Origin of the sequence: Streptomyces sp. NPDC048258 (genome assembly GCF_043201995.1) — a bacterium.
Classification (GTDB): Bacteria; Actinomycetota; Actinomycetes; order Streptomycetales; family Streptomycetaceae; genus Streptomyces.
Genome location: NZ_JBICZH010000003.1, coordinates 560,352 through 580,800, shown reverse-complemented (window position 1 = coordinate 580,800; position 20,449 = coordinate 560,352). Strand labels below are relative to the sequence as shown.

At 70.9% G+C, this 20,449-nt stretch carries 18 protein-coding genes; 4 read left to right on the top strand and 14 right to left on the bottom strand.

From position 1 onward, the window contains the following. Positions 1–4: 4 nt before the first annotated feature. The 11 genes from ACGFYQ_RS10160 to ACGFYQ_RS10110 all read right to left on the bottom strand — a co-directional run bounded on the left by ACGFYQ_RS10160 (position 5) and on the right by ACGFYQ_RS10110 (position 13,163). Positions 5–502: a methylated-DNA--[protein]-cysteine S-methyltransferase gene (locus ACGFYQ_RS10160; RefSeq protein WP_393741921.1), complete on the bottom strand. Its 498-nt coding sequence runs from the start codon at positions 500–502 to the stop codon at positions 5–7. A gap of 11 nt (positions 503–513) precedes the next feature. Beyond that, a complete protein-coding gene (locus tag ACGFYQ_RS10155; RefSeq protein WP_393741919.1) occupies positions 514–1,998 on the bottom strand; it encodes an AlkA N-terminal domain-containing protein in 1,485 nt (494 codons plus the stop codon). Between the two features lie 152 nt (positions 1,999–2,150). After that, positions 2,151–3,008, bottom strand: a complete 858-nt coding sequence (gene pssA / locus ACGFYQ_RS10150) for a CDP-diacylglycerol--serine O-phosphatidyltransferase (protein ID WP_393741917.1) — start codon at positions 3,006–3,008, stop codon at positions 2,151–2,153. Further along, complete coding sequence (locus ACGFYQ_RS10145; protein WP_393741915.1) at positions 2,995–3,651, bottom strand: phosphatidylserine decarboxylase; 657 nt, start codon at positions 3,649–3,651, stop codon at positions 2,995–2,997. The genes pssA and ACGFYQ_RS10145 overlap by 14 nt, the downstream gene beginning before the upstream one ends. 186 nt (positions 3,652–3,837) lie before the next feature. Next, the gene (locus tag ACGFYQ_RS10140) at positions 3,838–5,043 is read right to left on the bottom strand and encodes an acyl-CoA dehydrogenase family protein (RefSeq protein WP_393741913.1); all 1,206 of its coding nucleotides are present in this window, start codon (positions 5,041–5,043) and stop codon (positions 3,838–3,840) included. A gap of 2 nt (positions 5,044–5,045) precedes the next feature. Next, positions 5,046–5,558: a MaoC family dehydratase gene (locus ACGFYQ_RS10135; RefSeq protein WP_030155134.1), complete on the bottom strand. Its 513-nt coding sequence runs from the start codon at positions 5,556–5,558 to the stop codon at positions 5,046–5,048. A 4-nt stretch (positions 5,559–5,562) separates the two neighbouring features. Next, the gene (locus ACGFYQ_RS10130; protein ID WP_393741910.1) at positions 5,563–6,537 is read right to left on the bottom strand and encodes an HpcH/HpaI aldolase/citrate lyase family protein; all 975 of its coding nucleotides are present in this window, start codon (positions 6,535–6,537) and stop codon (positions 5,563–5,565) included. Continuing rightward, positions 6,534–8,612: a protein meaA gene (locus ACGFYQ_RS10125; protein ID WP_393741908.1), complete on the bottom strand. Its 2,079-nt coding sequence runs from the start codon at positions 8,610–8,612 to the stop codon at positions 6,534–6,536. The genes ACGFYQ_RS10130 and ACGFYQ_RS10125 overlap by 4 nt, the downstream gene beginning before the upstream one ends. A 21-nt stretch (positions 8,613–8,633) precedes the next feature. After that, positions 8,634–9,971: a crotonyl-CoA carboxylase/reductase gene (ccrA, locus tag ACGFYQ_RS10120; protein ID WP_393741906.1), complete on the bottom strand. Its 1,338-nt coding sequence runs from the start codon at positions 9,969–9,971 to the stop codon at positions 8,634–8,636. A gap of 404 nt (positions 9,972–10,375) precedes the next feature. Further along, positions 10,376–11,188, bottom strand: a complete 813-nt coding sequence (locus ACGFYQ_RS10115; protein WP_393741904.1) for a TetR family transcriptional regulator — start codon at positions 11,186–11,188, stop codon at positions 10,376–10,378. 178 nt (positions 11,189–11,366) lie between these two features. Then, positions 11,367–13,163, bottom strand: coding sequence for a 3-hydroxyacyl-CoA dehydrogenase family protein (locus ACGFYQ_RS10110; RefSeq protein ID WP_393741902.1), 1,797 nt, complete (start codon positions 13,161–13,163; stop codon positions 11,367–11,369). A 366-nt stretch (positions 13,164–13,529) separates the two neighbouring features. Here ACGFYQ_RS10110 and ACGFYQ_RS10105 point away from each other — a divergent pair, with 366 nt between their 5' ends. Then, the gene (locus ACGFYQ_RS10105; protein WP_393741900.1) at positions 13,530–14,087 is read left to right on the top strand and encodes an adenylosuccinate lyase; all 558 of its coding nucleotides are present in this window, start codon (positions 13,530–13,532) and stop codon (positions 14,085–14,087) included. A 159-nt stretch (positions 14,088–14,246) separates the two neighbouring features. Here ACGFYQ_RS10105 and ACGFYQ_RS10100 read toward each other — a convergent pair whose 3' ends face one another. From ACGFYQ_RS10100 to ACGFYQ_RS10090, 3 genes are all read right to left on the bottom strand, one after another. After that, positions 14,247–14,672: a RidA family protein gene (locus ACGFYQ_RS10100; protein WP_393741898.1), complete on the bottom strand. Its 426-nt coding sequence runs from the start codon at positions 14,670–14,672 to the stop codon at positions 14,247–14,249. Between the two features lie 24 nt (positions 14,673–14,696). After that, positions 14,697–16,259, bottom strand: a complete 1,563-nt coding sequence (locus ACGFYQ_RS10095; protein WP_393741896.1) for an alpha/beta hydrolase — start codon at positions 16,257–16,259, stop codon at positions 14,697–14,699. A 112-nt stretch (positions 16,260–16,371) separates the two neighbouring features. Then, the gene (locus ACGFYQ_RS10090) at positions 16,372–17,394 is read right to left on the bottom strand and encodes an Rv2578c family radical SAM protein (protein ID WP_393741894.1); all 1,023 of its coding nucleotides are present in this window, start codon (positions 17,392–17,394) and stop codon (positions 16,372–16,374) included. A 191-nt stretch (positions 17,395–17,585) separates the two neighbouring features. On the opposite strand from ACGFYQ_RS10090, the gene ACGFYQ_RS10085 reads away from it, so the two are divergent. From ACGFYQ_RS10085 to ACGFYQ_RS10075, 3 genes are all read left to right on the top strand, one after another. Beyond that, positions 17,586–18,029, top strand: a complete 444-nt coding sequence (locus ACGFYQ_RS10085; protein ID WP_393741892.1) for an SRPBCC family protein — start codon at positions 17,586–17,588, stop codon at positions 18,027–18,029. A 197-nt stretch (positions 18,030–18,226) separates the two neighbouring features. Then, positions 18,227–19,060, top strand: a complete 834-nt coding sequence (locus ACGFYQ_RS10080) for a M55 family metallopeptidase (protein ID WP_393741890.1) — start codon at positions 18,227–18,229, stop codon at positions 19,058–19,060. After that, positions 19,053–20,438: a M20/M25/M40 family metallo-hydrolase gene (locus tag ACGFYQ_RS10075; RefSeq protein ID WP_393741888.1), complete on the top strand. Its 1,386-nt coding sequence runs from the start codon at positions 19,053–19,055 to the stop codon at positions 20,436–20,438. The genes ACGFYQ_RS10080 and ACGFYQ_RS10075 overlap by 8 nt, the downstream gene beginning before the upstream one ends. Positions 20,439–20,449 lie beyond the last annotated feature (11 nt).

The window sequence follows — 20,449 nt, the reverse complement described above, 5'->3', positions numbered from 1 at the left end:
CGCTTTAGAGCTGCCGGGCCCCGGCTTCGAAGTCGAGGAGCCGCACCTTGCGCTCGACCCCGCCGCCGTAGCCGGTCATGCCGCCCGAGGCCCCGATCACCCGGTGGCACGGCACGATGATGCCGATCGGGTTCTTCCCGTTGGCCAGGCCCACGGCGCGCGAGGCGTTCGGCTTGCCGAGCTCGGACGCGAGCTGCCCGTACGACCAGGTCTCGCCGTAGGGGATGCGTACCAGCTGGTCCCACACGCTGCGCTGGAAGTCGGTGCCCTCCAGCCGCAGCGGGAGGTCGAAGACGGTGAGTTCTCCGGCGAAGTACGCGGCCAGCTGCCGCGCCGCTTCGGGGAACGGCTCCTCGGAGGCGGCGACCCGCTCCCCGAAGGACTCCTCGGCGGGGCGGTGGCGCTGCCCGGTCATGTACAGGCCGCTGAGGACGCCGTCCGTGGCGACCAGGGTGAGCGGGCCGTAGGGGCTGTCGACGACGGCGTGCTGCTTGCTGCTCATGCTCGTGCTCCTCAGGCGGGCAGGTGGTTGATGGGGTGGGAGTCCGTGGCCCACAGGTACTGCACGGCGTACGCGCGCCAGGGCCGCCAGCCGGCCGCCCGGGCGGTCAGCGCCGAGGGCGTGGACGGCAGCCCGAGCCCCCGCGCGGCCCGCCGGACGCCCAGGTCGGACGGCAGGAACGCGTCCGGGTCGCCGAGCGCCCGCATCGCGATGATCTCGGTGGTCCACGGGCCGAAGCCGGGCAGCGCCGACAGCTGGGTCCGCGCCGCCTCCCAGTCGCTGTCGATGCCGAGCGGCAGCGAACCGTCGGCCAGCGCCGAGACCAGGGTGGTGAACGTGGCGCGCCGGCTGCGCGGCATGGCCAGGGACTCCGGGTCCAGCCCGGCGAGCGCCTGCGGGGAGGGGAAGAGACGGGTCAGCCCGCCCAGCGGGTCCTCCACCGGCTCGCCGTACGCGGTGACCAGCCGGGCCGCGTGCGTGCGCGCCGCCGCGGTGGACACCTGCTGGCCGAGGACCGCGCGTACGGCGAACTCGGCCGCGTCGACCGTACGGGGCACCCGGCGCCCGGGAGCCTTGTCCACCAGCGGGGCCAGCAGCGGGTCGGAGCGCAGCTGCTCGTCGACCGCCTCCGGGTCGGCGTCGAGGTCGAGCATCCAGCGGCAGCGGCTGATGGCGATGGTCAGGTCGCGCAGGTCGGTCAGGGCGAGGCGGCAGCCGATGTGGTCGGGCTGCGGGGTCAGCGCGACGACGCCGGTGCCGTGGGGCAGGCGCAGGGTGCGGCGGTAGGCGCCGTCGCGCCACTCCTCGACGCCGGGGACGGCGGTGGCGGCGAGGTGCCCGAACAGGTTGTCCGGGTTGAGGGGGGTGCGGAACGGCAGCCGGAGGCTGATCGTCCCGGGGATGCGGGGCTGGGCGTTCTTGTGGCGGCTGGCCTTCACCGCCCGCTCCCGCAGCTCGCTCGGGGCGAGGGCGAAGACCTCGCGGACGGTGTCGTTGAAGGTGCGGATGGAGGAGAACCCGGCGGCGAAGGCCACGTCGCCCATCGGGAGTTCGGAGGTCTCGATGAGCAGCCGGGCGGTCTGGGCGCGCTGGGCCCTTGCCAGGGCGAGCGGACCGGCCCCGAGCTCGGCGTTGAGCTGGCGCTCGACCTGCCGGGTCGAGTACCCCAGGCGGGTGGCGAGGCCGGGCACGCCCTCGCGGTCGACGACCCCGTCCTGGATCAGCCGCATCGCCCGTGCGACGGCGTCGGCCCGTGCGTTCCACTCGGGTGATCCTGGGCTGGTGTCGGGCCGGCACCGCTTGCAGGCCCGGAAGCCGGCCTGCTGGCAGGCGGCGGCGCTGGGCAGGAAGGTCATGTTCTCGACCTTGGGGGGCACGGCGGGGCAGCTGGGCCGGCAGTAGATCCGGGTGGTCAGGACGGCGGTGAAGAACCAGCCGTCGAAGCGGGCGTCCTTCGACTGCACGGCTCTGACGCAGCGCTCGGTGTCGGTGTGCATGGCTCCAGGATCCGGGCCGGAACCCCCCACGGCTGGCGGTTTTCCGACATCAAGCCTACCGACCCCGGGGGTCGGGCGGGCCGGGTCCCGGAAAGGGGAGAGGGCCCCGGATGCCAGTGGCGTCCAGGGCCCTCCCAGGTACTCGGGTGCGGCTAGCGCAGCGTGGCGCGGGCCTCGCGGCGGTTGTGCCGGAAGGTGTTCGCCCGCCGGGTCGTCGCGAACAGCGGAATGGTCGCGGCCAGAGCGATCTGCAGGGCGCAGCCGGTCTGGAGCAGCAGCTGACCGCCCGGGGCGTCGAACGCCCAGGCCGCCAGCAGCCCCATCGCCCCGACGATCCAGCTGAGCATCGCCACCGCGAGGACACCCCGCGGCTTGGGGTACTCGACCCGGCTCACCATCAGCCAGGCCACGCCGACGATCGCCAGCAGGGTCGGGACGAAGGGGAGCTCCAGAAGGACGATGGACACGACCGTCAGCGCCCCGAAGGGGCTCGGCATGCCCTGGAACATGCCGTCCTTCATCGTCACGCAGCTGAATCTCGCGAGTCGCAGGACGACGGCGAGGAGGACCACGATCGCGGCCAGTGCCGACATCTTCTGGTGTGCGTCGTCGGCGACCATGCCGTAGACGAGCACGAAGTACGCCGGCGCCAGCCCGAAGCTGATCAGGTCGGACAGGTTGTCCAGCTCGGCGCCCATCGGCGAGCTGCGCAGCTTGCGGGCCACGATGCCGTCGAAGAGGTCGAAGACCGCCGCGAGCAGCATCAGTATCACCGCGGTCGCCGCGCTGTGCCGGGCCATGCCCGACTCGCCGCTGCCGGTGAGGTGCGGGATGAGGATTCCGGTGGTGGTGAAGTACACCGCCATGAATCCGCACGTCGCGTTGCCGAGGGTGAGGGTGTCCGCTATCGACAGCCGCAGCGAGAGCGGCATGTCGTCCTCGGCGGACTCCTCCTCGGCAGGTTCGGGAACCCAGCCTGTGGCGGGAGTCTCAGGGTCAGTCACGGTCAATTCGGGTCACCCCCGCGGTGGTGGCCTGACCGACCTCGACCGCGACCTCGACACCCTCGGGGAGGTAGATGTCGACGCGGGAGCCGAAGCGGATCAGACCGATGCGCTCGCCCTGCTCGACCTTGGTGCCGGCCGGCAGGTACGGGACGATGCGGCGGGCCACGGCACCGGCGATCTGCACCATCTCGATGTCACCGAGCTCGGTGTCGAAGTGCCAGACAACGCGCTCGTTGTTCTCGCTCTCCTTGTTGAACGCCGGGACGAATCCGCCGGGGATGTGCTCCACGGACGTCACCGTGCCCGCGAGGGGCGCACGGTTGACGTGGACGTTCAGCGGGCTCATGAAGATCGCGACCCGGGTCCGCCCGTCCTTCCACGGCATGATGCTCTGCACCACACCGTCGGCGGGCGAGATGACACGGCCCTGAGCGATCTCACGCTCGGGGTCGCGGAAGAACCACAGCATGCCCGCCGCGAGCGCGGTGGCGGGCACGGCCGCCGCGGCCCAGCGCCCGGACTTGCGAGCCCGGGTGAGGCTGAGCGCCGCGGCGGCGACGGTCGGCAGAAGCCACGGCGATGCTCCGCGCGCGAGGCGTACGCCAAGGAGGCTGTCGCGAGGTGCAGAGGTTTGGCTGTGGGGCATGGATGACCTTCGTAGCGGGTGATTGCCGCGCCGCAAACAGGGGGACGGGACGGCGGCTTTACTGGAATGCTATCGGTTGCGCGCAACAACTGGGCAAGCCAGAAGCCGAGTCGATGGCCGTCAGCCAGTGACTGCTAGTGACTCTTTTGCGACGAATCAGTGGATGATTCGCCGCAAAAGGTACTTTCAGCCCTGGAGTCGGTACTCCTCAAGCAGGCGTCGCCCGATGATCATTTTCTGGATCTCGGCGGTACCTTCACCGATCAGCAGCATCGGAGCCTCCCGGTAGAGACGCTCGATCTCGTACTCCTTCGAGAATCCGTACCCGCCATGGATACGGAAGGCGTCCTCCACCACCTCCTTGCAGTACTCGGAGGCGAGGTACTTCGCCATCCCTGATTCGAGGTCGTTTCGTTCCCCGGAGTCCTTTTTGCGTGCTGCGTTCACCATCATCGCATGGGCGGCTTCGACCTTGGTAGCCATCTCGGCCAGCTTGAACTGGATGGCCTGGTGCTCGGCGATGGCTTTGCCGAAAGTGTGACGTTGCTGGGCATAAGAGACACCCAGTTCGAATGCACGCTGAGCGACACCACAGCCACGGGCCGCCACGTTGACGCGGCCGACCTCGACCCCGTCCATCATTTGGTAAAACCCTCGGCCGGTCTCGCCGCCGAGGACCCGATTGGCCGGAATGCGCAGTCCGTCCATGATGAGCTCGGTCGTGTCGACGCCCTTGTAGCCCATCTTGTCGATCTTGCCCGGGATGGTCAGGCCCGGACGGACCTCGCCGAAGCCCGGCTCCTTCTCCACGAGGAAGGTCGTCATCGACTTGTGGGGCGCGGTGCCCTCCGGGTGTCCTTCGTCACTTCGGACGAGGACGGCCACCAGAGTGGACGTGCCGCCGTTGGTCAGCCACATCTTCTGGCCGTTCAGGACGTACTCGTCGCCGTCCTTCACCGCCTTGGACGTGATGGCCGACACATCGGAGCCCAGGCCCGGCTCGGACATCGAGAACGCGCCGCGCACCTCGCCCAGCGCCATGCGCGGGAGGAAGTAGTCCTTCTGCTCCTGCGTGCCGTGCTGCTTGAGCATGTACGCCACGATGAAGTGCGTGTTGATGATGCCCGAGACGGACATCCAGCCCCGCGCTATCTCCTCGACGCACAGGGCGTAGGTGAGGAGCGACTCACCCAGGCCGCCGTACTCCTCCGGGATCATCAGGCCGAAGAGGCCGAGCTCCTTGAGGCCGTCGACGATCGCTTGCGGGTACTCGTCGCGGTGCTCCAGCTCGGTCGCGACCGGGATGATCTCCTTGTCGACGAACTCCCGGACGGTCTTGAGGATCTCCCGCTGGACGTCCGTGAGCCCGGCGGTCTGGGCGAGTCGGGCCATGGCTACTTCCCCTGTTCCTTCAGCTGCGGGCGGCCGGGCTGCTCGCCGCCGCGCTCCTTGATGTACGTCTCGGTCGGGACCATCACCTTGCGCCGGAAGACGCAGACGAGGGTGCCGTCCTGCTTGTAGCCCTTGGTCTCCACGTAGACGATGCCGCGGTCGTTCTTCGACTTCGACGGGGTCTTGTCGAGGACCGTGGTCTCGCCGTAGATGGTGTCGCCGTGGAAGGTCGGCGCCACGTGCCGCAGGGACTCGATCTCCAGGTTGGCGATGGCCTTCCCGGAGACGTCCGGCACGGACATGCCGAGCAGCAGCGAGTAAATGTAGTTGCCCACGACAACGTTCTTGCCGAAGTCGGTGGTGTTCTCGGCGTAGTTGCTGTCCATGTGGAGCGGGTGGTGGTTCATGGTCAACAGACAGAAGAGGTGGTCGTCGTACTCCGTGACCGTCTTCCCGGGCCAGTGCTTGTAGACCGCCCCGACCTCGAACTCTTCGTACGTGCGTCCGAACTGCATGGTCCTAGGCCTCCGGGATCTCGAACTTGCTGGTGCGCTGCATGCCGGCGGCCCTGCCCTTGCCCGCGATGACCAGGGCCATCTTGCGGCTGGCCTCGTCGATCATCTCGTCGCCGAGCATCGCCGAGCCCTTCTTGCCGCCCGCCTCGGAGGTGCACCAGTCGTACGCGTCGAGGATCAGCTCGGCGTGGTCGTAGTCCTCCTGCGAGGGGGAGAAGACCTCGTTGGCCGCGTCGACCTGGCCGGGGTGCAGTACCCACTTGCCGTCGAAGCCCAGCGCCGCCGCCCGGCCGGCCACCTCGCGGTACGCGTCCACGTCGCGGATCTGGAGGAAGGGGCCGTCGATCGCCTGGAGGTTGTGCATGCGGGCCGCCATCAGGATCCGCATCAGGATGTAGTGGTAGGCGTCCGCGCCGTAACCGGGCGGCTGCATGCCCACGACCAGGGACTTCATGTTGATCGAGGCCATGAAGTCGGCCGGGCCGAAGATGATCGTCTCCAGCCGGGGGGAGGCGGCGGCGATCTCGTCGACGTTCACCAGGCCCTTGGCGTTCTCGATCTGCGCCTCGATGCCGATCTTGCCGACCTCGAAGCCCATCGTCTTCTCGATCTGGGTCAGCAGGAGGTCGAGGGCCACGACCTGCTGGGCGTCCTGGACCTTCGGCAGCATGATGCAGTCGAGGTTCGGGCCGGCGCCCTCGACGACCGTGACGACGTCGCGGTACGTCCAGTGCGTGGTCCAGTCGTTGACCCGCACGACCCGGGTCTTGCCCGTCCAGTCGCCGTTGTTCAGCGCGTCCACGATCGTGTGGCGGGCGCCTTCCTTGGCGAGCGGCGCGCAGGCGTCCTCCAGGTCCAGGAAGACCTGGTCGGCCGGCAGGCCCTGGGCCTTCTCCAGGAAGCGCGGGTTCGAACCCGGGACCGCGAGGCAGGAGCGACGCGGGCGAAGACGGTTGACCGGGTGGACGGGCGTGGTCATGCGGGGACCTCCGTGCTTGCAAGGTTTGCGGTGTTGTGAAGGGGGTCGAGCTTGTTGGCCTTGCGGATCTCGTCGACGATACGGCCGATGATCTCCGTGATGCCGAAGTCCTTCGGCGTGAAGACGGCGGCGACACCGGCCGCCTTGAGTGTCACGGCATCCGCGTTCGGAATGATGCCTCCGACGATGACGGGAATGTCACCCGCCCCCGCCGCGCGCAGGCGTTCGAGGACATCCGGGACGAGTGCGCTGTGGGATCCGGACAGGATGGACAGTCCCACGCAGTGCACGTCCTCGGCCAGCGCCGCGGAGGAGATCTCCTCGGGAGTCAGCCGGATGCCCTGGTAGACCACCTCGAAGCCGGCGTCGCGGGCCCGCACGGCTATCTGCTCGGCGCCGTTGGAGTGCCCGTCCAGGCCGGGCTTGCCGACCAGCAGGCGCAGCCGCCCCGAGCCGAGCTCGTCGGCCGTACGGGACACCTTCTCGCGGACCTCGTGCATCGGCGTACCGGGCTCGGCGGTGACCGCCACCGGGGCCGAGGAGACCCCGGTCGGGGCGCGGAACTCGCCGAACACCTCGCGCAGCGCGCTCGACCACTCGCCGGTGGTGACACCCGCCCGGGCGCACTCCAGGGTGGCCTCCATCAGGTTCTCGGTCCCCGCCGCGGCCTCCTTCAGACGCTCCAGGGCCTGCCGGGTGGTGGGGAAGACGAACGGATCGCCGTTCCCCTGCCGGTCCGAGGACTCCTGCCGCTCGGCCCGCCAGCGGCCGATGCGCTCGACGGTGAGCGCCTCCACCGCCGGGTCCACCGTCATGATGGCGCCGTCCAGGTCGGCCGTGAGCGGGTTCTCCTCGGTCTGCTGGAAGCAGTTGACACCGACGATCTTGTCCTCGCCGGCCTCGATCCGCGCCCGCCGCTCGGCGTGCGAGGAGACCAGCTGGGACTTCAGGTACCCGGACTCGACGGCCGCCATCGCGCCGCCCATCTCCTGGATCCGGTCGATCTCGGCCAGGCAGTCGGCGAGCAGGGAGTCGACTTTGGCTTCGATGACGTGGGACCCGGCGAAGATGTCCTCGTACTCCAGCAGGTCGCTCTCGTGGGCGAGGACCTGCTGGATGCGCAGCGACCACTGCTGGTCCCAGGGCCGGGGCAGACCCAGCGCCTCGTTCCAGGCGGGCAGCTGCACCGCGCGGGCGCGGGCGTCCTTGGAGAGGGTGACGGCCAGCATCTCCAGCACGATGCGCTGGACGTTGTTCTCCGGCTGCGCCTCGGTCAGGCCCAGGGAGTTGACCTGGACGCCGTACCGGAAGCGGCGCTGCTTCTCGTTCTCGATGCCGTAGCGCTCGCGGGTGACCTTGTCCCAGATGCGGCCGAAGGCGCGCATCTTGCACATCTCCTCGATGAAGCGGACGCCCGCGTTCACGAAGAAGGAGATACGGGCGACCACCTCGCCGAAGCGCTCCTCGGGCACCTGGCCCGAGTCGCGCACCGAGTCCAGCACCGCGATCGCGGTGGACATCGCGTACGAGATCTCCTGGACCGGGGTGGCCCCGGCCTCCTGCAGGTGGTAGCTGCAGATGTTGATCGGGTTCCACTTCGGGATGTGGTTGACCGTGTACGCGATCATGTCCGTCGTCAGGCGGAGGGACGGCCCCGGCGGGAAGACGTGCGTCCCGCGGGAGAGGTACTCCTTGACGATGTCGTTCTGGGTGGTGCCCTGGAGCTGGGAGACGTCCGCGCCCTGCTCCTCGGCGGCCACCTGGTAGAGCGCCAGCAGCCACATGGCGGTGGCGTTGATCGTCATCGAGGTGTTCATCTGCTCCAGGGGGATGTCCTGGAACAGCCGCCGCATGTCGCCCAGATGGGAGACCGGGACCCCGACCCGGCCCACCTCGCCGCGGGCGAGGATGTGGTCGGGGTCGTAGCCGGTCTGCGTCGGAAGGTCGAACGCGACCGACAGGCCGGTCTGGCCCTTGGCGAGGTTGCGGCGGTACAGCTCGTTGGACGCCTCGGCCGTGGAGTGGCCGGCGTACGTCCGCATGAGCCACGGACGGTCCTTCTGGCGCTCTGTCATCTCAGGCTGTCCCTTTGGCCCTTAGATGTTGCGGAAGCGGTTGATGGCGTCGAGGTGCTGGGCGCGCAGCTCGTGGTCGCGGACGCCCAGGCCCTCCTCGGGGGCCAGCGCGAGGACGCCGACCTTGCCCTGGTGGAGGTTGCGGTGGACGTCGTAGGCGGCCTGGCCGGTCTCCTCCAGGGAGTAGACCTTCGACAGGGTGGGGTGGATCTTGCCCTTGGCCACCAGGCGGTTGGCCTCCCACGCCTCGCGGTAGTTCGCGAAGTGCGAGCCGACGATCCTCTTGAGGGACATCCACAGGTAGCGGTTGTCGTACTCGTGGTTGTAGCCCGAGGTCGAGGCGCAGGTGACGATCGTGCCGCCCTTGCGGGTGACGTAGACCGAGGCGCCGAAGGTCTCGCGGCCCGGGTGCTCGAAGACGATGTCCACGTCCTCGCCGCCGGTCAGCTCGCGGATGCGCTTGCCGAAGCGCTTCCACTCCTTCGGGTCCTGGGTGTGCTCGTCCTTCCAGAACTTGTAGCCCTCGGCGTTGCGGTCGATGACCGCCTCCGCGCCCATCGCGCGGCAGATGTCCGCCTTCTCGGGGCTGGAGACCACGCAGATCGGGTTGGCGCCGCCGGCGAGGGCGAACTGGGTGGCGTACGAGCCGAGCCCGCCGCTCGCGCCCCAGATCAGGACGTTGTCGCCCTGCTTCATGCCGGCGCCGTTGCGGGAGACCAGCTGGCGGTAGGCGGTGGAGTTGACCAGACCGGGGGAGGCGGCCTCCTCCCAGCTCAGGTGGCCGGGCTTCGGCATCAGCTGGTTGGACTTGACGAGGGCGATCTCCGCGAGGCCGCCGAAGTTCGTCTCGAAGCCCCAGATGCGCTGCTCGGGGTCGAGCATCGTGTCGTTGTGGCCGTCGGAGGACTCCAGCTCGACCGAGAGGCAGTGCGCGACGACCTCGTCGCCCGGCTTCCACGCGTTGACGCCGGGGCCGGTGCGCAGCACGACGCCCGCGAGGTCGGAGCCGATGATGTGGTACGGGAGGTCGTGGCGCTTGGTGAGCTCGGACAGGCGTCCGTAGCGCTCGAGGAAGCTGAAGGTGGACACCGGCTCGAAGATCGAGGTCCACACGGAGTTGTAGTTGACCGAGGAGGCCATGACGGCCACCAGGGCTTCGCCCGGGCCGAGCTCCGGCACCGGGACCTGGTCCAGGTGCAGGGACTTGCGCGGGTCCTTCTCGCGGGTGGTGAGCCCGGCGAACATCTCCGTCTCGTCCTTGTGCACGGTGATCGCGCGGTACGAGTCGGGGAGCGGCATGGCGGCGAAGTCGGCGGCCGTCGCGGCCTGCGACTGGATCGCGTCCAGGATGTCCTTCACGGTAGAGCCTCCGGCTTAGCGCTGATGAGGGTGCGCTGGGGGATACGCGTTGCGTGCGTGGGTGCGTGTGGGTGGTGCTGCGAGGTGCCGTCGGTCCGGCTGGTGCGGTGGTGCTGGGCGACGCCTGTGGTGGGGCGTGCGGGGCCTGGTGACGCAGGCATCCGGGGCGCGTTCCGTGCCGAGTGGGCGTGGGCCGCGGGGACATCCGGACAAGATTCAACGTATGGCACGCGGTGTCACTCAGCAAGGCACCGCGTGCCAAAACTTTCTCTCATTTGCCTATTGACCTGCATGTTTGAGCGATGATCGATCAGAGTTACCTGCGAGTAGGGGCAAGCTGGACAAACGGAAGCGGCCGCCCCCGGTACGGGAGCGGCCGCTGTGATGCTTGTCGCTACGTGTGGCTACTTGTTGCGCAGCGCCTCTTCGATGGTCCGCATGACCTCGTCCAGCGGGGCGTCCGTCCGGGCCACCGCCACGAGCACCTCGCCCTGCGTACGGACCTCCGCCGGCGGGGCCGACGCCGTGCTCAGCGTGCGGCCCGCGCCGATCCCCGTGCCGAACGTCTTGCGCACGATCGAGAAGGCGTGGTCCAGCTGCGCCTCCACGTCCCCCTGGCCGCCCGCCCGCAGCCAGCGCCGCAGCACGTGGTTGTGGGCGGTGACCACCGCGGACGCGGCCACCTCGGCCAGCAGCGGGTCGTCGTTGCCGTCGTGGTGGTCCTGCTCGTCGAAGTGGGCCAGCAGGTAGCGGGTGAACAGCCGCTCGTACCGGGCCACCGAGGCGATCTCCCGCTCCCGCAGCGCCGGCACCTCGCGCGTCAGCCGGTAGCGCTCCACCGACACCGCGGGCGAGGCGGCGTACATCTTCATGACTTCCTTGATCCCGCGGCACACCGTGTCGAGCGGGTGCTCGTGTGCCGGGGCCGCGTCCAGGACGGCCTCGGCCCGCGTCAGGGTGTCGTCGTGGTCCGGGAAGATCGCCTCTTCCTTGGACCGGAAGTGCCGGAAGAAGGTCCGGCGCGCCACCCCGGCGGTCGCGGCGATCTCGTCGACCGTCGTCGCCTCGTACCCCTTGGTCGCGAACAGCTCCATCGCGGCCGCGGCGAGCTCGCGGCGCATCTTGAGCCGCTGCGCGGCCGCCTTGGTGCCGGCCGTGCTCTCTTGGGCGTCGGGGGCCGTGGCGGTGCGGGGCGAGGTCTTGGCGGGCTGGGACATAGAGCGAACGTACTTCATTTGCGCAGCGGAGCGCGCCTGAGGGGGGTGGGACAGGGGTGGATGCGGGGGAGGGCAGGCACTGGGCACACAGTGCTCGCCGGGAGGGTTTGCCCGCCGTGAGGGTCCGGCGGGCCCGAGGAGCCCTCCCCACGCATCCGGCTCGTGGCCCGGCCGGGGGTTACCGGCGGGCGTACTCACGGAATCCGCGGCCGGTCTTCCGGCCCAGGCAGCCCGCCGCCACCAGGTGCTCCAGCAGCGGGGACGGGGCCAGGCCCGGGTCGCGGAACTCCTTGTGGAGGACCTTCTCGATCGCCAGGGAGACGTCCAGGCCGACCACGTCCAGGAGCTCGAAGGGCCCCATCGGGTAGCCGCCGCCCAGCTTCATCGCCGCGTCGATCTCGTCGATGCCGGCGTAGTGCTGCTCGACCATCTTGATCGCGTTGTTGAGGTACGGGAACAGCAGCGCGTTCACGATGAAGCCGGCCCGGTCCCCGCAGTCCACCGGGTGCTTGCGGACCTTGACGCAGACCTCGCGGACCGTGGCGTGCACGTCGTCGGCGGTCAGGACCGTGCGGACGATCTCGACCAGCTTCATCGCCGGGGCCGGGTTGAAGAAGTGCATGCCGATCACGTCCTGCGGGCGCGAGGTCACGCGGGCCACCGCGATCACCGGCAGCGAGGAGGTGGTCGTCGCCAGCACGGCACCCGGCTTGCAGACCTTGTCCAGGGCCGCGAACAGCTCCTGCTTGACTGCCAGGTCCTCGGCCACCGCCTCCACGGCCAGGTCCACGTCGGCGAAGGCGTCCAGCGAACCCGCCGCGGTGATCCGGTCCAGGGTCTGCGTGGCGGCCTCGTCCGTCAGCCGGCCCTTGGCCACGGCGCGGCCCAGGGACTTGCCGATCGCGGCCTTCGCGGCCTCGGCCTTCTCCTGGCTGCGGGCGGCCAGGACGACGTCGTAGCCGGCCTGGGCGAAGACCTGCGCGATGCCGCTCGCCATGGTGCCCGAGCCGGCCACGCCGACCGAGGAGACCGGGCGCCCCGCACCGAGCAGGGACCCGTCCGGCGGGCTCTGCAGGTCGCGGACGATCACCGAGCTGCCGGGAGCCTCGTACGTGTAGAAGCCGCGGCCGGACTTCTGCCCGGTCAGGCCGGCCTCGGCGAGCTGGCCCAGGATCGGGGCGGGCGCGTGCAGGCGGTCGCCCGAGGAGGTGTACATGGCCTCCAGGACGGTGCGGGCGGTGTCCACGCCGATCAGGTCGAGCAGGGCGAGCGGGCCCATGGGCAGGCCGCAGCCGAGCCGCATCGCCGCGTCGATGTCCTCGCGGGAGGCGTACTTCGCCTCGTACATGGCGGCGGCCTGGTTGAGGTAGCCGAACAGCAGGCCGTCGGCGACGAAACCGGGGCGGTCGCCGACCGGGACGGGCTCCTTGCCGAGTTCGCGGGCCAGCTCGGTGACGGCCTCGACGGCCGGCGGGGCGGTCAGCACGCAGGAGACGATCTCGACCAGCTTCATCGCCGGAGCCGGGTTGAAGAAGTGCAGGCCCAGCACGCGCTCGGGGCGCAGGGACTCGGCGGCCATGCGGGTCACCGACAGGGCGTTGGTGCCGGTGGCCAGGATCGTGTCGGGCCGGACGATCGCGTCCAGCTCGCGGAACATCTGCTGCTTGACCTCGTACGACTCCGGCACGACCTCGATGACGAGGTCCGCCTCGGCGGCGGCGCCCAGGTCGGAGTAGGTGCGGAAACGGGCGAGCACGTCCGCCCGCTCCTGCTCCGTGAGGAGCTCCCTGCTGACGGAGCGCGCCGTGGCCGCCGCGAGGGCGGCCGCGGCCCGGCGGGCGGCGGCTTCGCTGATGTCGATGCCGATGACCTCGCGGCCGGCACGGGCGAGGACCTCGGCGATGCCGGTGCCCATCGTGCCGAGGCCGACGACGGCGATGGTCTGGAGGGTGGGGTGACTGGACGGACGGTCCATCGAGGGACTCCAGTGGAAGAGGGTGACGACTGAGGGAGCGCGCGGCGCACGGCGCGCGCGGATGCCGTACGGAGAACCGTGCGGAAGAGAGCCCTGGGGAAGGTGCCCGGAGGGCGGAAGCGGCGGACCCTGTCCCGGGGTCACACCGTGGGTGGTGCGATGAGTCGTGCAGAACCGACTGGCACGAGGCGGCTGCGTCACCAGGCCGTCCTCGTACGTGTTGATGCGACAGTAACCCGTCGGTAACTGGTCCGCCAGAGCGGGGAGATGTGACCTGTACCGCCCAAATGTACCGATCATCGATCATCGATCATCAATCGCTGCGAACGGGCCGTGGCGGCGGCCCCGCCCGCCTAGGGTGGCCGGGTGAACGACGTGCTGGAGCGCCTGCGGGCGGAGGCCGGACAGTCGCCGGACTACGAGGCGCTGCTCGCGGCCGGCCCCGATGCCCTGGCGGCCTCCCTGACCTCGGCCGGGCTGCCGCTGTGGGCCCGCGAACTCGCCGCGTACCGGCTGGGGCTGGCCGGGGACCGCCGCGCCTTCGAGTCGCTGGTGCTGCTGCTCAACCACCGGGACCCGCCGCGCTGCGCGGCCGCCGCCGAGGCGCTGGCCGTACTGGGCGACCCGCGCACCGCCCGCGCGGCCGCTGCCCTCGCCACCAACAGCCTGCGCACCGCCTACGCCCTCCAGCCCGTCCGGCTGCTCACCGCCCTGCGCGCCCCGGAGTCGGCCCCGGCCCTGATGGCGACCCTGTCCCGGCTGCTGTCCCCGCACGACCCGTACTGGCGGATCGCCCTGGCCTGCGTCGAGGGCCTCGGCGCCCTGGCCGACCCCCGCGCCCGCGAGGTCCTGGTGCGGGCCCAGTCCCACCCCCGCCTGGCGGTGGCGGCGACGGCCGCGCTGCGCGGTCTCCCTCCCGGCTAGGTCCTGTCCGGGCGATCTTCGTCGGTCGGCCCGCGTGGTCTGGTGCGGTGCATCGCAAGGCGGTGGGGGCACCTCCCAGCGGTAGCTGGGGGACGTCGCAGCTCGTACAGGCCGCGCGGGCCCGCGAAGATCGCCCGGACAGGACCCAGGCCCTCCCGGCTAGGCCCTGTCGTCCGGGAGGACGGCGAAGGCCTCCACCTCCAGCAGGAGTTCGGGGCGGACCAGGGCCGAGACCTGGACCGCCGAGGAGGCCGGCACGCGGTCCGCGGGGATGACGGCCGCACGGGCGGCCCGTACCGCCGGGAGGTGGGCCACGTCCGTCACGAAGTAGGTCAGCTTCACGACGTCGTCGAAGGTGGCCCCGGCCGCCGCCAGGCACCGGCGCAGGTTCTCGAACACCTGCCGGGCCTGGGCGGCGGCGTCGCCCTCGCCGACCACCTCGCCCTTCTCGTCGAACGCGCACTGGCCGGAGACGGCGACGAACCGACCGGTGCCCCAGACGACATGGCTGAATCCGGTACCGGGACTGACGCCCTCCGGGGCGTGGACGCGGGTGAGGTGGCTGTGCTCAGGCGTAGTGGTCATGGGCGGAATCCTGCCCGGTGAAGATCAGCCCCGGAAACCCAGCAGGCCGTGCAGGGCCGCCCCGCCCGCCGAGGGCGGAACGGCACGGGTCGACGCGGACGGCTTCGGGGCCTCCTGGGCGGGGCAGGTGGCGTCCGCGGCCTTGCCCGTCCTCAGGTACGCCGCGACCTTCTCGTCCAGGCACTTGTTGCCGCTCAGCGAGATGCCGTGGTTGCCGCCGCCCTCCTCGACGACCAGGGCAGAGCCCTTCAGCTTCTCCCGCATGCTGAGCGCGCCCCCGAACGGGGTCGCCGCGTCCTCCGTCGCCTGGAGCAGGAGGGCCGGCGGGAGATCGGCGTTGGTCACGTCCGGGGCCTGGAGCGGCTCCGTGGGCCAGAACGCGCACGGGGCGTTGTACCAGGCGTTGTTCCAGGTCATGAACGGCGCCGCGGCGTGCGTGCGCCACATGTCCGCGCGCCACTGGTTCCAGTCCTTCGGCCAGGCCGAGTCCCGGCACTGCACCGCGGTGTAGACGCTGTACCCGTTGCCCGCGGAGGGCTCCACCGCGCCGAACCGCTCGTACGCCGCCACCAGCGGCTTCGGGTCCTTCCCCTCCGCATACGCCGTGAAGGCCGCGGCCAGGGTCGGCCAGTAGCCGTTGTAGTAGCCGCCCGGCATGAAGGTGTCCTCCAGCTCGGACGGGCCCACCTTGCCGCCCGCCGGCGTCTCGCGCAGCTCCTCGCGCACGGCGTACCAGCGCTCCTCGACCTCCTCCGGGTCGGTGCCGAGCCGGTACGTGGCGTCGTACTTCGCCACCCAGGCCAGGAACGCCTTGTGGCGGGAGTCGAACGCCTTGTCCTGGGCCAGGTTGTCCTCGTACCAGACCCCGCCCGGGTCGACCACGGAGTCCAGGACGAGCCGGTCGACCCGGCCGGGGTGGAGCTTGGCGTACACCGCGCCCAGGTAGGTCCCGTACGAGTACCCGAAGTAGCTGATCCGCTGCGCGCCGAGGGCCGTGCGCAGCACCTCGATGTCGCGGGCGGCGGAGACGGTGCCGACGTGCGGCAGCACGTCCCCGTGCTTGGCCTGGCAGGACTCGGCGAAGGACCGCACCCGGTCCAGGTTGGCCTGCTCGCCGGCCGCGTCGCGCGGTACGGAGTCGGGCCGGACGGGGGCGAAGTGGCCGCCCGCGCAGTCGAGCGCGGGCTCGCTCTTGCCGACGCCCCGCGGGTCGAAGCCGATCACGTCGTACCGGGAGGCCACGTCCTTGGGGAGGGCGGACGCGACGAAGCCCGCCAGGCCGCGGCCGCTGCCGCCCGGGCCGCCGGGGTTGACCAGCAGCGGGCCGGCCGAGGTGGCGGCGGTGTGGGGGACCCGGGTCAGGGCGAGGGAGATCTGGCGCCCGGTGGGCCGGTCGTGGTCGAGGGGGACCTTGAGGGAGGCGCACTGGAGCGTGGGGTAGCGGGGGGTCGCGCAGTCGGTCCAGCGCAGCGGCGCCTGCTTCGGCGCGGGGGCGGCCGGGGCGGCCGTGACCGGGCTCGCGAGGACGGCGGCGACGGTGGAGATCGACAGCAGGACAGCGGCGCGCTTCTTCAAGGGGTGCAGCATGGGGCCTCCCAGCCGAGGGTTCTGGGCGGAATCGTCCCGGAAACCGCGACCGGAAGGCGGGATTGCGCTGCCTATTGGCCCGATGTGATGACCCTTCAGGGGGTCTGGGTTGTCAGAGGAGGGTGAGCTGCGTCGGCTCGGCGGGCACCGGCCGCTCGGGAACGGTGACCCGGCGGGCCGCTCCCCGGCCGTTCGGGCCGATGCCGAATTCCGCCGCCAGCTCGTGGACTTGGCGGGTGATCTGTCGCTGGTACCAGGTGGGCGCGTACGAGCCGCCCGCGTACATCCGCTCGTACCGCTCCACGAGGTGCGGATGGTGCTCGCCCAGCCAGGCCGTGAACCACTCGCGCGCCCCGGGCCGCAGATGGAGTACCAGGGGTGTCACGGAGGTGGCGCCGGACTCGGCGACGGCCCGGACGGTGTCCCGCAGCTGCTCCGGGGCGTCGCCGAGGAAGGGGACGACCGGGGCCATCAGCACCCCGCACTCGATTCCGGCGTCCGTCAGGGTCCGTACGGCGTGCAGCCGCGCGGCGGGGGAGGGCGTGCCGGGCTCCACGGTCCGCCACAGGGCGGTGTCGGTGAAGCCGACGGAGACGGAGATCCCGACCTCGGTGACCGCGGCGGCCTCCTGGAGGAGGGGGAGGTCGCGCAGGATCAGCGTGCCCTTGGTGAGGATCGAGAAGGGGTTCGAGTGGTCGCGCAGCGCCTCGATGATCCCGGGCATCAGCCGGTAGCGGCCCTCGGCCCGCTGGTAGCAGTCGACGTTGGTGCCCATGGCGATGTGCGCGCCGGTCCAGCGGCGCGAGCCGAGCTCGCGGCGCAGCAGCTCGGGGGCGTTGGTCTTCACGACGATCTGCGAGTCGAATCCGAGGCCGGTGTCGAGGTCGAGGTAGCTGTGGGTCTTGCGGGCGAAGCAGTACACGCACGCGTGGCTGCAGCCGCGGTAGGGGTTGACCGTCCATTCGAACGGCATGCGCGAGGCGCCGGGCACCCGGTTGACGATCGAGCGGGCCCGGACCTCGTGGAAGGTGATCCCCCGGAACTCGGGGGTGTCGACGGTGCGGGTGACGACGGCGTCGGCGCCGAACAGCGCGGTCGGACCCGTGGGGCCCTCGGTCAGGTTGTCCCAGCGCATGAGCGCCTCCCTCGGTAGCTCCGGCCGAGAATAGAACAAACGTTCCCATGATCGTGCGGGGTGGATCTTCCCTCCCCACGGACGCGCTCCGCGTCCGCGTCCGCCGTCACGTCCGCCCCGGATTTGGGCGCCCGCCCCGGAGGTGGTTGGCTTCGGCGTGACGAGCGGACACAACTGCTGGAGGAACAGCTATGGCGCAGGTCGAGGCCACCACGGAGCGGATCATCGCGGCCGACGCGGAGACCGTGTTCGACGCGCTGGCGGACTACACCGGGACCCGGGGGAAGCTGCTGCCCGAGCACTTCAGCGAGTACGAGGTGCGCGAGGGCGGCGACGGCGAGGGAACCCTCGTCCACTGGAAGCTCCAGGCCACCAGCAAGCGCGTACGCGACTGCCTGCTGGAGGTCAGTGAGCCCACCGACGGCCAGCTCGTGGAGAAGGACCGCAACTCCTCCATGGTCACCACCTGGATCGTCACCCCGGCCGGTGAGGGCAAGTCCAAGGCCGTCGTCACCACCGTGTGGAACGGCGCCGGCGGCATCGGCGGCTTCTTCGAGCGCACCTTCGCCCCCAAGGGCCTCGGCCGCATCTACGACACCGTGCTGGCCAACCTGGCCGCCGAAGTCGAGGCCTGAGCCCGGACATCGCACGGCTCCGAGCGGCTCACCGGATCGGGTGGATTTCCCGGCCGGGCCGAGCCGCCGGAAGCCGGGCGTGGTCCCGGGCCGGCCGCAGGCCGGACGGTTACGCTGGGTCCCTGCGCGTGCCGCCCGCGTCGCGCGTGACCGAGCGCGTGCCACCGCCCGCGCGCGACCGACCGCCCGGGGGCCCGATGAAGATCCTCATCTCCGCCGACATGGAAGGCGCCACCGGCGTCACCTGGCCCGCGGACGTGCTGCCCGGGACGCCGCAGTGGGAACGCTGCCGGTCGATGTTCACCTCCGATGTCAACGCGGCCGTCCTCGGCTTCTACGACGGAGGCGCCGACCAGGTCCTCATCAACGAGGCCCACTGGACCATGCGCAACCTGCTGCTGGAGCGCCTCGACGCCCGCGCGGAGATGCTCACCGGCCGCCACAAGTCGCTCTCCATGGTCGAGGGCGTCCAGCACGGAGACGTCGACGGGATCGCCTTCGTCGGCTACCACATGGGAGCGGGCTCCGAAGGGGTCCTCGCCCACACCTACCTCGCCAACTCCATCACCGGTGTCTGGCTCGACGGGATCCGCGCGAGCGAGGGACTCCTCAACGCCCACGTCGTCGCCGAGTACGGAGTCCCGGTCATCCTCGTCACCGGCGACGACCTGACCTGTGCCGAGGCCGCCGGCTACGCCCCGGACGCGGTGACCGTCGCGGTGAAGGACCACGTCTCGCGCTACGCCGCCGTGTGCCGGACCCCCGCCCGCACCGCCGCCGACATCCGCGCCGCGGCCAAGGAGGCCATGTCCCTCGCCTCCCGGCGCGATCCCGTACCCGGCGGTCCGTACACCGTGGAGCTGGAGTTCGACGCCGAGCACCTGGCGATGGCCGCCACCGTGGTCCCGGGCGCGGAGCGGTGCGGGGAGCGCAGGATTTCGTACACCAGCGAGACGATGTACGAGGGGATCCGGACCTTCAAGGCGGTCACGACGGTCGTCTCGGCAGCCGTGGAGGAGCAGTATGGCTGACATGCCCGCAGTCACCGCCCAGGTTCCGGTCCAGGCCCAGGACCGTGTCCCGGCCGACGCCGTGGACGAGGCCGCCCTCGACGAGGTGGTCGAGTTCACCTCCGGCCTCATCCGGATCGACACCACCAACCGGGGCGGCGGCGACTGCCGTGAGCGCCCCGCCGCCGAGTACGCCGCCGAGCGGCTCGCCGCCGCCGGGCTGGAGCCGGTCCTCCTGGAGCGCACCCCCGGCCGCACCAACGTCGTGGCCCGGATCGAGGGCACCGAGAGCGGCGCCGAGGCCCTCCTGGTCCACGGCCATCTCGACGTGGTCCCGGCCGAGGCCGCCGACTGGAGCGTGGACCCCTTCTCGGGGGAGGTCCGCGACGGAGTGGTCTGGGGCCGCGGGGCGGTCGACATGAAGAACATGGACGCGATGGTGCTGGCCGTCGTACGGGCCTGGGCGCGGGCCGGGGTGAAGCCGCGTCGGGACATCGTGATCGCCTTCACCGCCGACGAGGAGGACAGTGCCGCCGACGGCTCCGGCTTCCTCGCCGACGAGCACCCGCACCTCTTCGAAGGGTGTACGGAGGGCATCAGCGAGTCGGGGGCCTTCACCGTCCACCCCGGCCCGGGACAGCCCGCCCTGTACCCGATCGCGGCCGGTGAACGCGGCACCGCCTGGCTGAAGTTGACCGCCCACGGCACCGCCGGGCACGGATCCAAGCCGAACAGGGCCAACGCCGTGAGCCGCCTGGCCGCCGCCGTCGCCCGGATCGGGGCGTACGAATGGCCGGTCCGCCTCACCGACACCGTCGTCGCCTGCATCACCGAACTCGCGGCCCTGCAGGGCCTGTCGGTGGACCCCCGGGCCCCCGGCTTCGACCTCGACGAGGTCCTCGGCCGGCTCGGCCCGGCCGCCGTCCTGCTGGAGGCGACCGTACGCAACAGCGCCAACCCGACCATGCTCAGCGCCGGTTACAAGCTCAATGTGATCCCCGGCCAGGCCTCCGCCTATGTGGACGGCCGGATGGTGCCGGGCGGCGAGGCCGAGTTCATCGCCACCCTCGACGCGCTCACCGGCCCGGACGTGCGCTGGGAGTTCCACCACCGCGAGGTGGCGCTCGAAGCCCCCGTCGACGGGCGGACGTACGGGATCCTGCGCGAGTCCGTCGAGCGGTTCGACCCCGACGGGCACGTGGTGCCGTTCTGCATGGCGGGCGGCACCGACGCCAAGCAGTTCTCCCGCCTCGGCGTCACCGGCTACGGCTTCTCCCCGCTGAAGCTGCCGCCCGGCTTCGACTACTGGTCCCTCTTCCACGGCGTGGACGAGCGGGTCCCCGTCGAAGCCCTGCACTTCGGGGTCCGCGTCCTCGACCACGCGCTGCGGACTCTGTGAGGGGGACCCTG

Excerpts from the sequence above, each read along its gene's own strand:
- ACGFYQ_RS10140 (WP_393741913.1), bottom strand. The coding sequence starts at position 5,043 with ATGGCCCGACTCGCCCAGACCGCCGGGCTCACGGACGTCCAGCGGGAG.
- ACGFYQ_RS10145 (WP_393741915.1), bottom strand. The coding sequence starts at position 3,651 with ATGCCCCACAGCCAAACCTCTGCACCTCGCGACAGCCTCCTTGGCGTA.
- ACGFYQ_RS10130 (WP_393741910.1), bottom strand. The coding sequence starts at position 6,537 with ATGACCACGCCCGTCCACCCGGTCAACCGTCTTCGCCCGCGTCGCTCC.
- ACGFYQ_RS10115 (WP_393741904.1), bottom strand. The coding sequence starts at position 11,188 with ATGTCCCAGCCCGCCAAGACCTCGCCCCGCACCGCCACGGCCCCCGAC.
- ACGFYQ_RS10090 (WP_393741894.1), bottom strand. The coding sequence starts at position 17,394 with ATGCGCTGGGACAACCTGACCGAGGGCCCCACGGGTCCGACCGCGCTG.
- ACGFYQ_RS10160 (WP_393741921.1), bottom strand. The coding sequence starts at position 502 with ATGAGCAGCAAGCAGCACGCCGTCGTCGACAGCCCCTACGGCCCGCTC.
- ACGFYQ_RS10100 (WP_393741898.1), bottom strand. The coding sequence starts at position 14,672 with ATGACCACTACGCCTGAGCACAGCCACCTCACCCGCGTCCACGCCCCG.
- ACGFYQ_RS10080 (WP_393741890.1), top strand. The coding sequence starts at position 18,227 with ATGAAGATCCTCATCTCCGCCGACATGGAAGGCGCCACCGGCGTCACC.
- ACGFYQ_RS10110 (WP_393741902.1), bottom strand. The coding sequence starts at position 13,163 with ATGGACCGTCCGTCCAGTCACCCCACCCTCCAGACCATCGCCGTCGTC.
- ACGFYQ_RS10135 (WP_030155134.1), bottom strand. The coding sequence starts at position 5,558 with ATGCAGTTCGGACGCACGTACGAAGAGTTCGAGGTCGGGGCGGTCTAC.
- ACGFYQ_RS10095 (WP_393741896.1), bottom strand. The coding sequence starts at position 16,259 with ATGCTGCACCCCTTGAAGAAGCGCGCCGCTGTCCTGCTGTCGATCTCC.
- ACGFYQ_RS10155 (WP_393741919.1), bottom strand. The coding sequence starts at position 1,998 with ATGCACACCGACACCGAGCGCTGCGTCAGAGCCGTGCAGTCGAAGGAC.
- ACGFYQ_RS10085 (WP_393741892.1), top strand. The coding sequence starts at position 17,586 with ATGGCGCAGGTCGAGGCCACCACGGAGCGGATCATCGCGGCCGACGCG.
- ACGFYQ_RS10075 (WP_393741888.1), top strand. The coding sequence starts at position 19,053 with ATGGCTGACATGCCCGCAGTCACCGCCCAGGTTCCGGTCCAGGCCCAG.
- ACGFYQ_RS10125 (WP_393741908.1), bottom strand. The coding sequence starts at position 8,612 with ATGACAGAGCGCCAGAAGGACCGTCCGTGGCTCATGCGGACGTACGCC.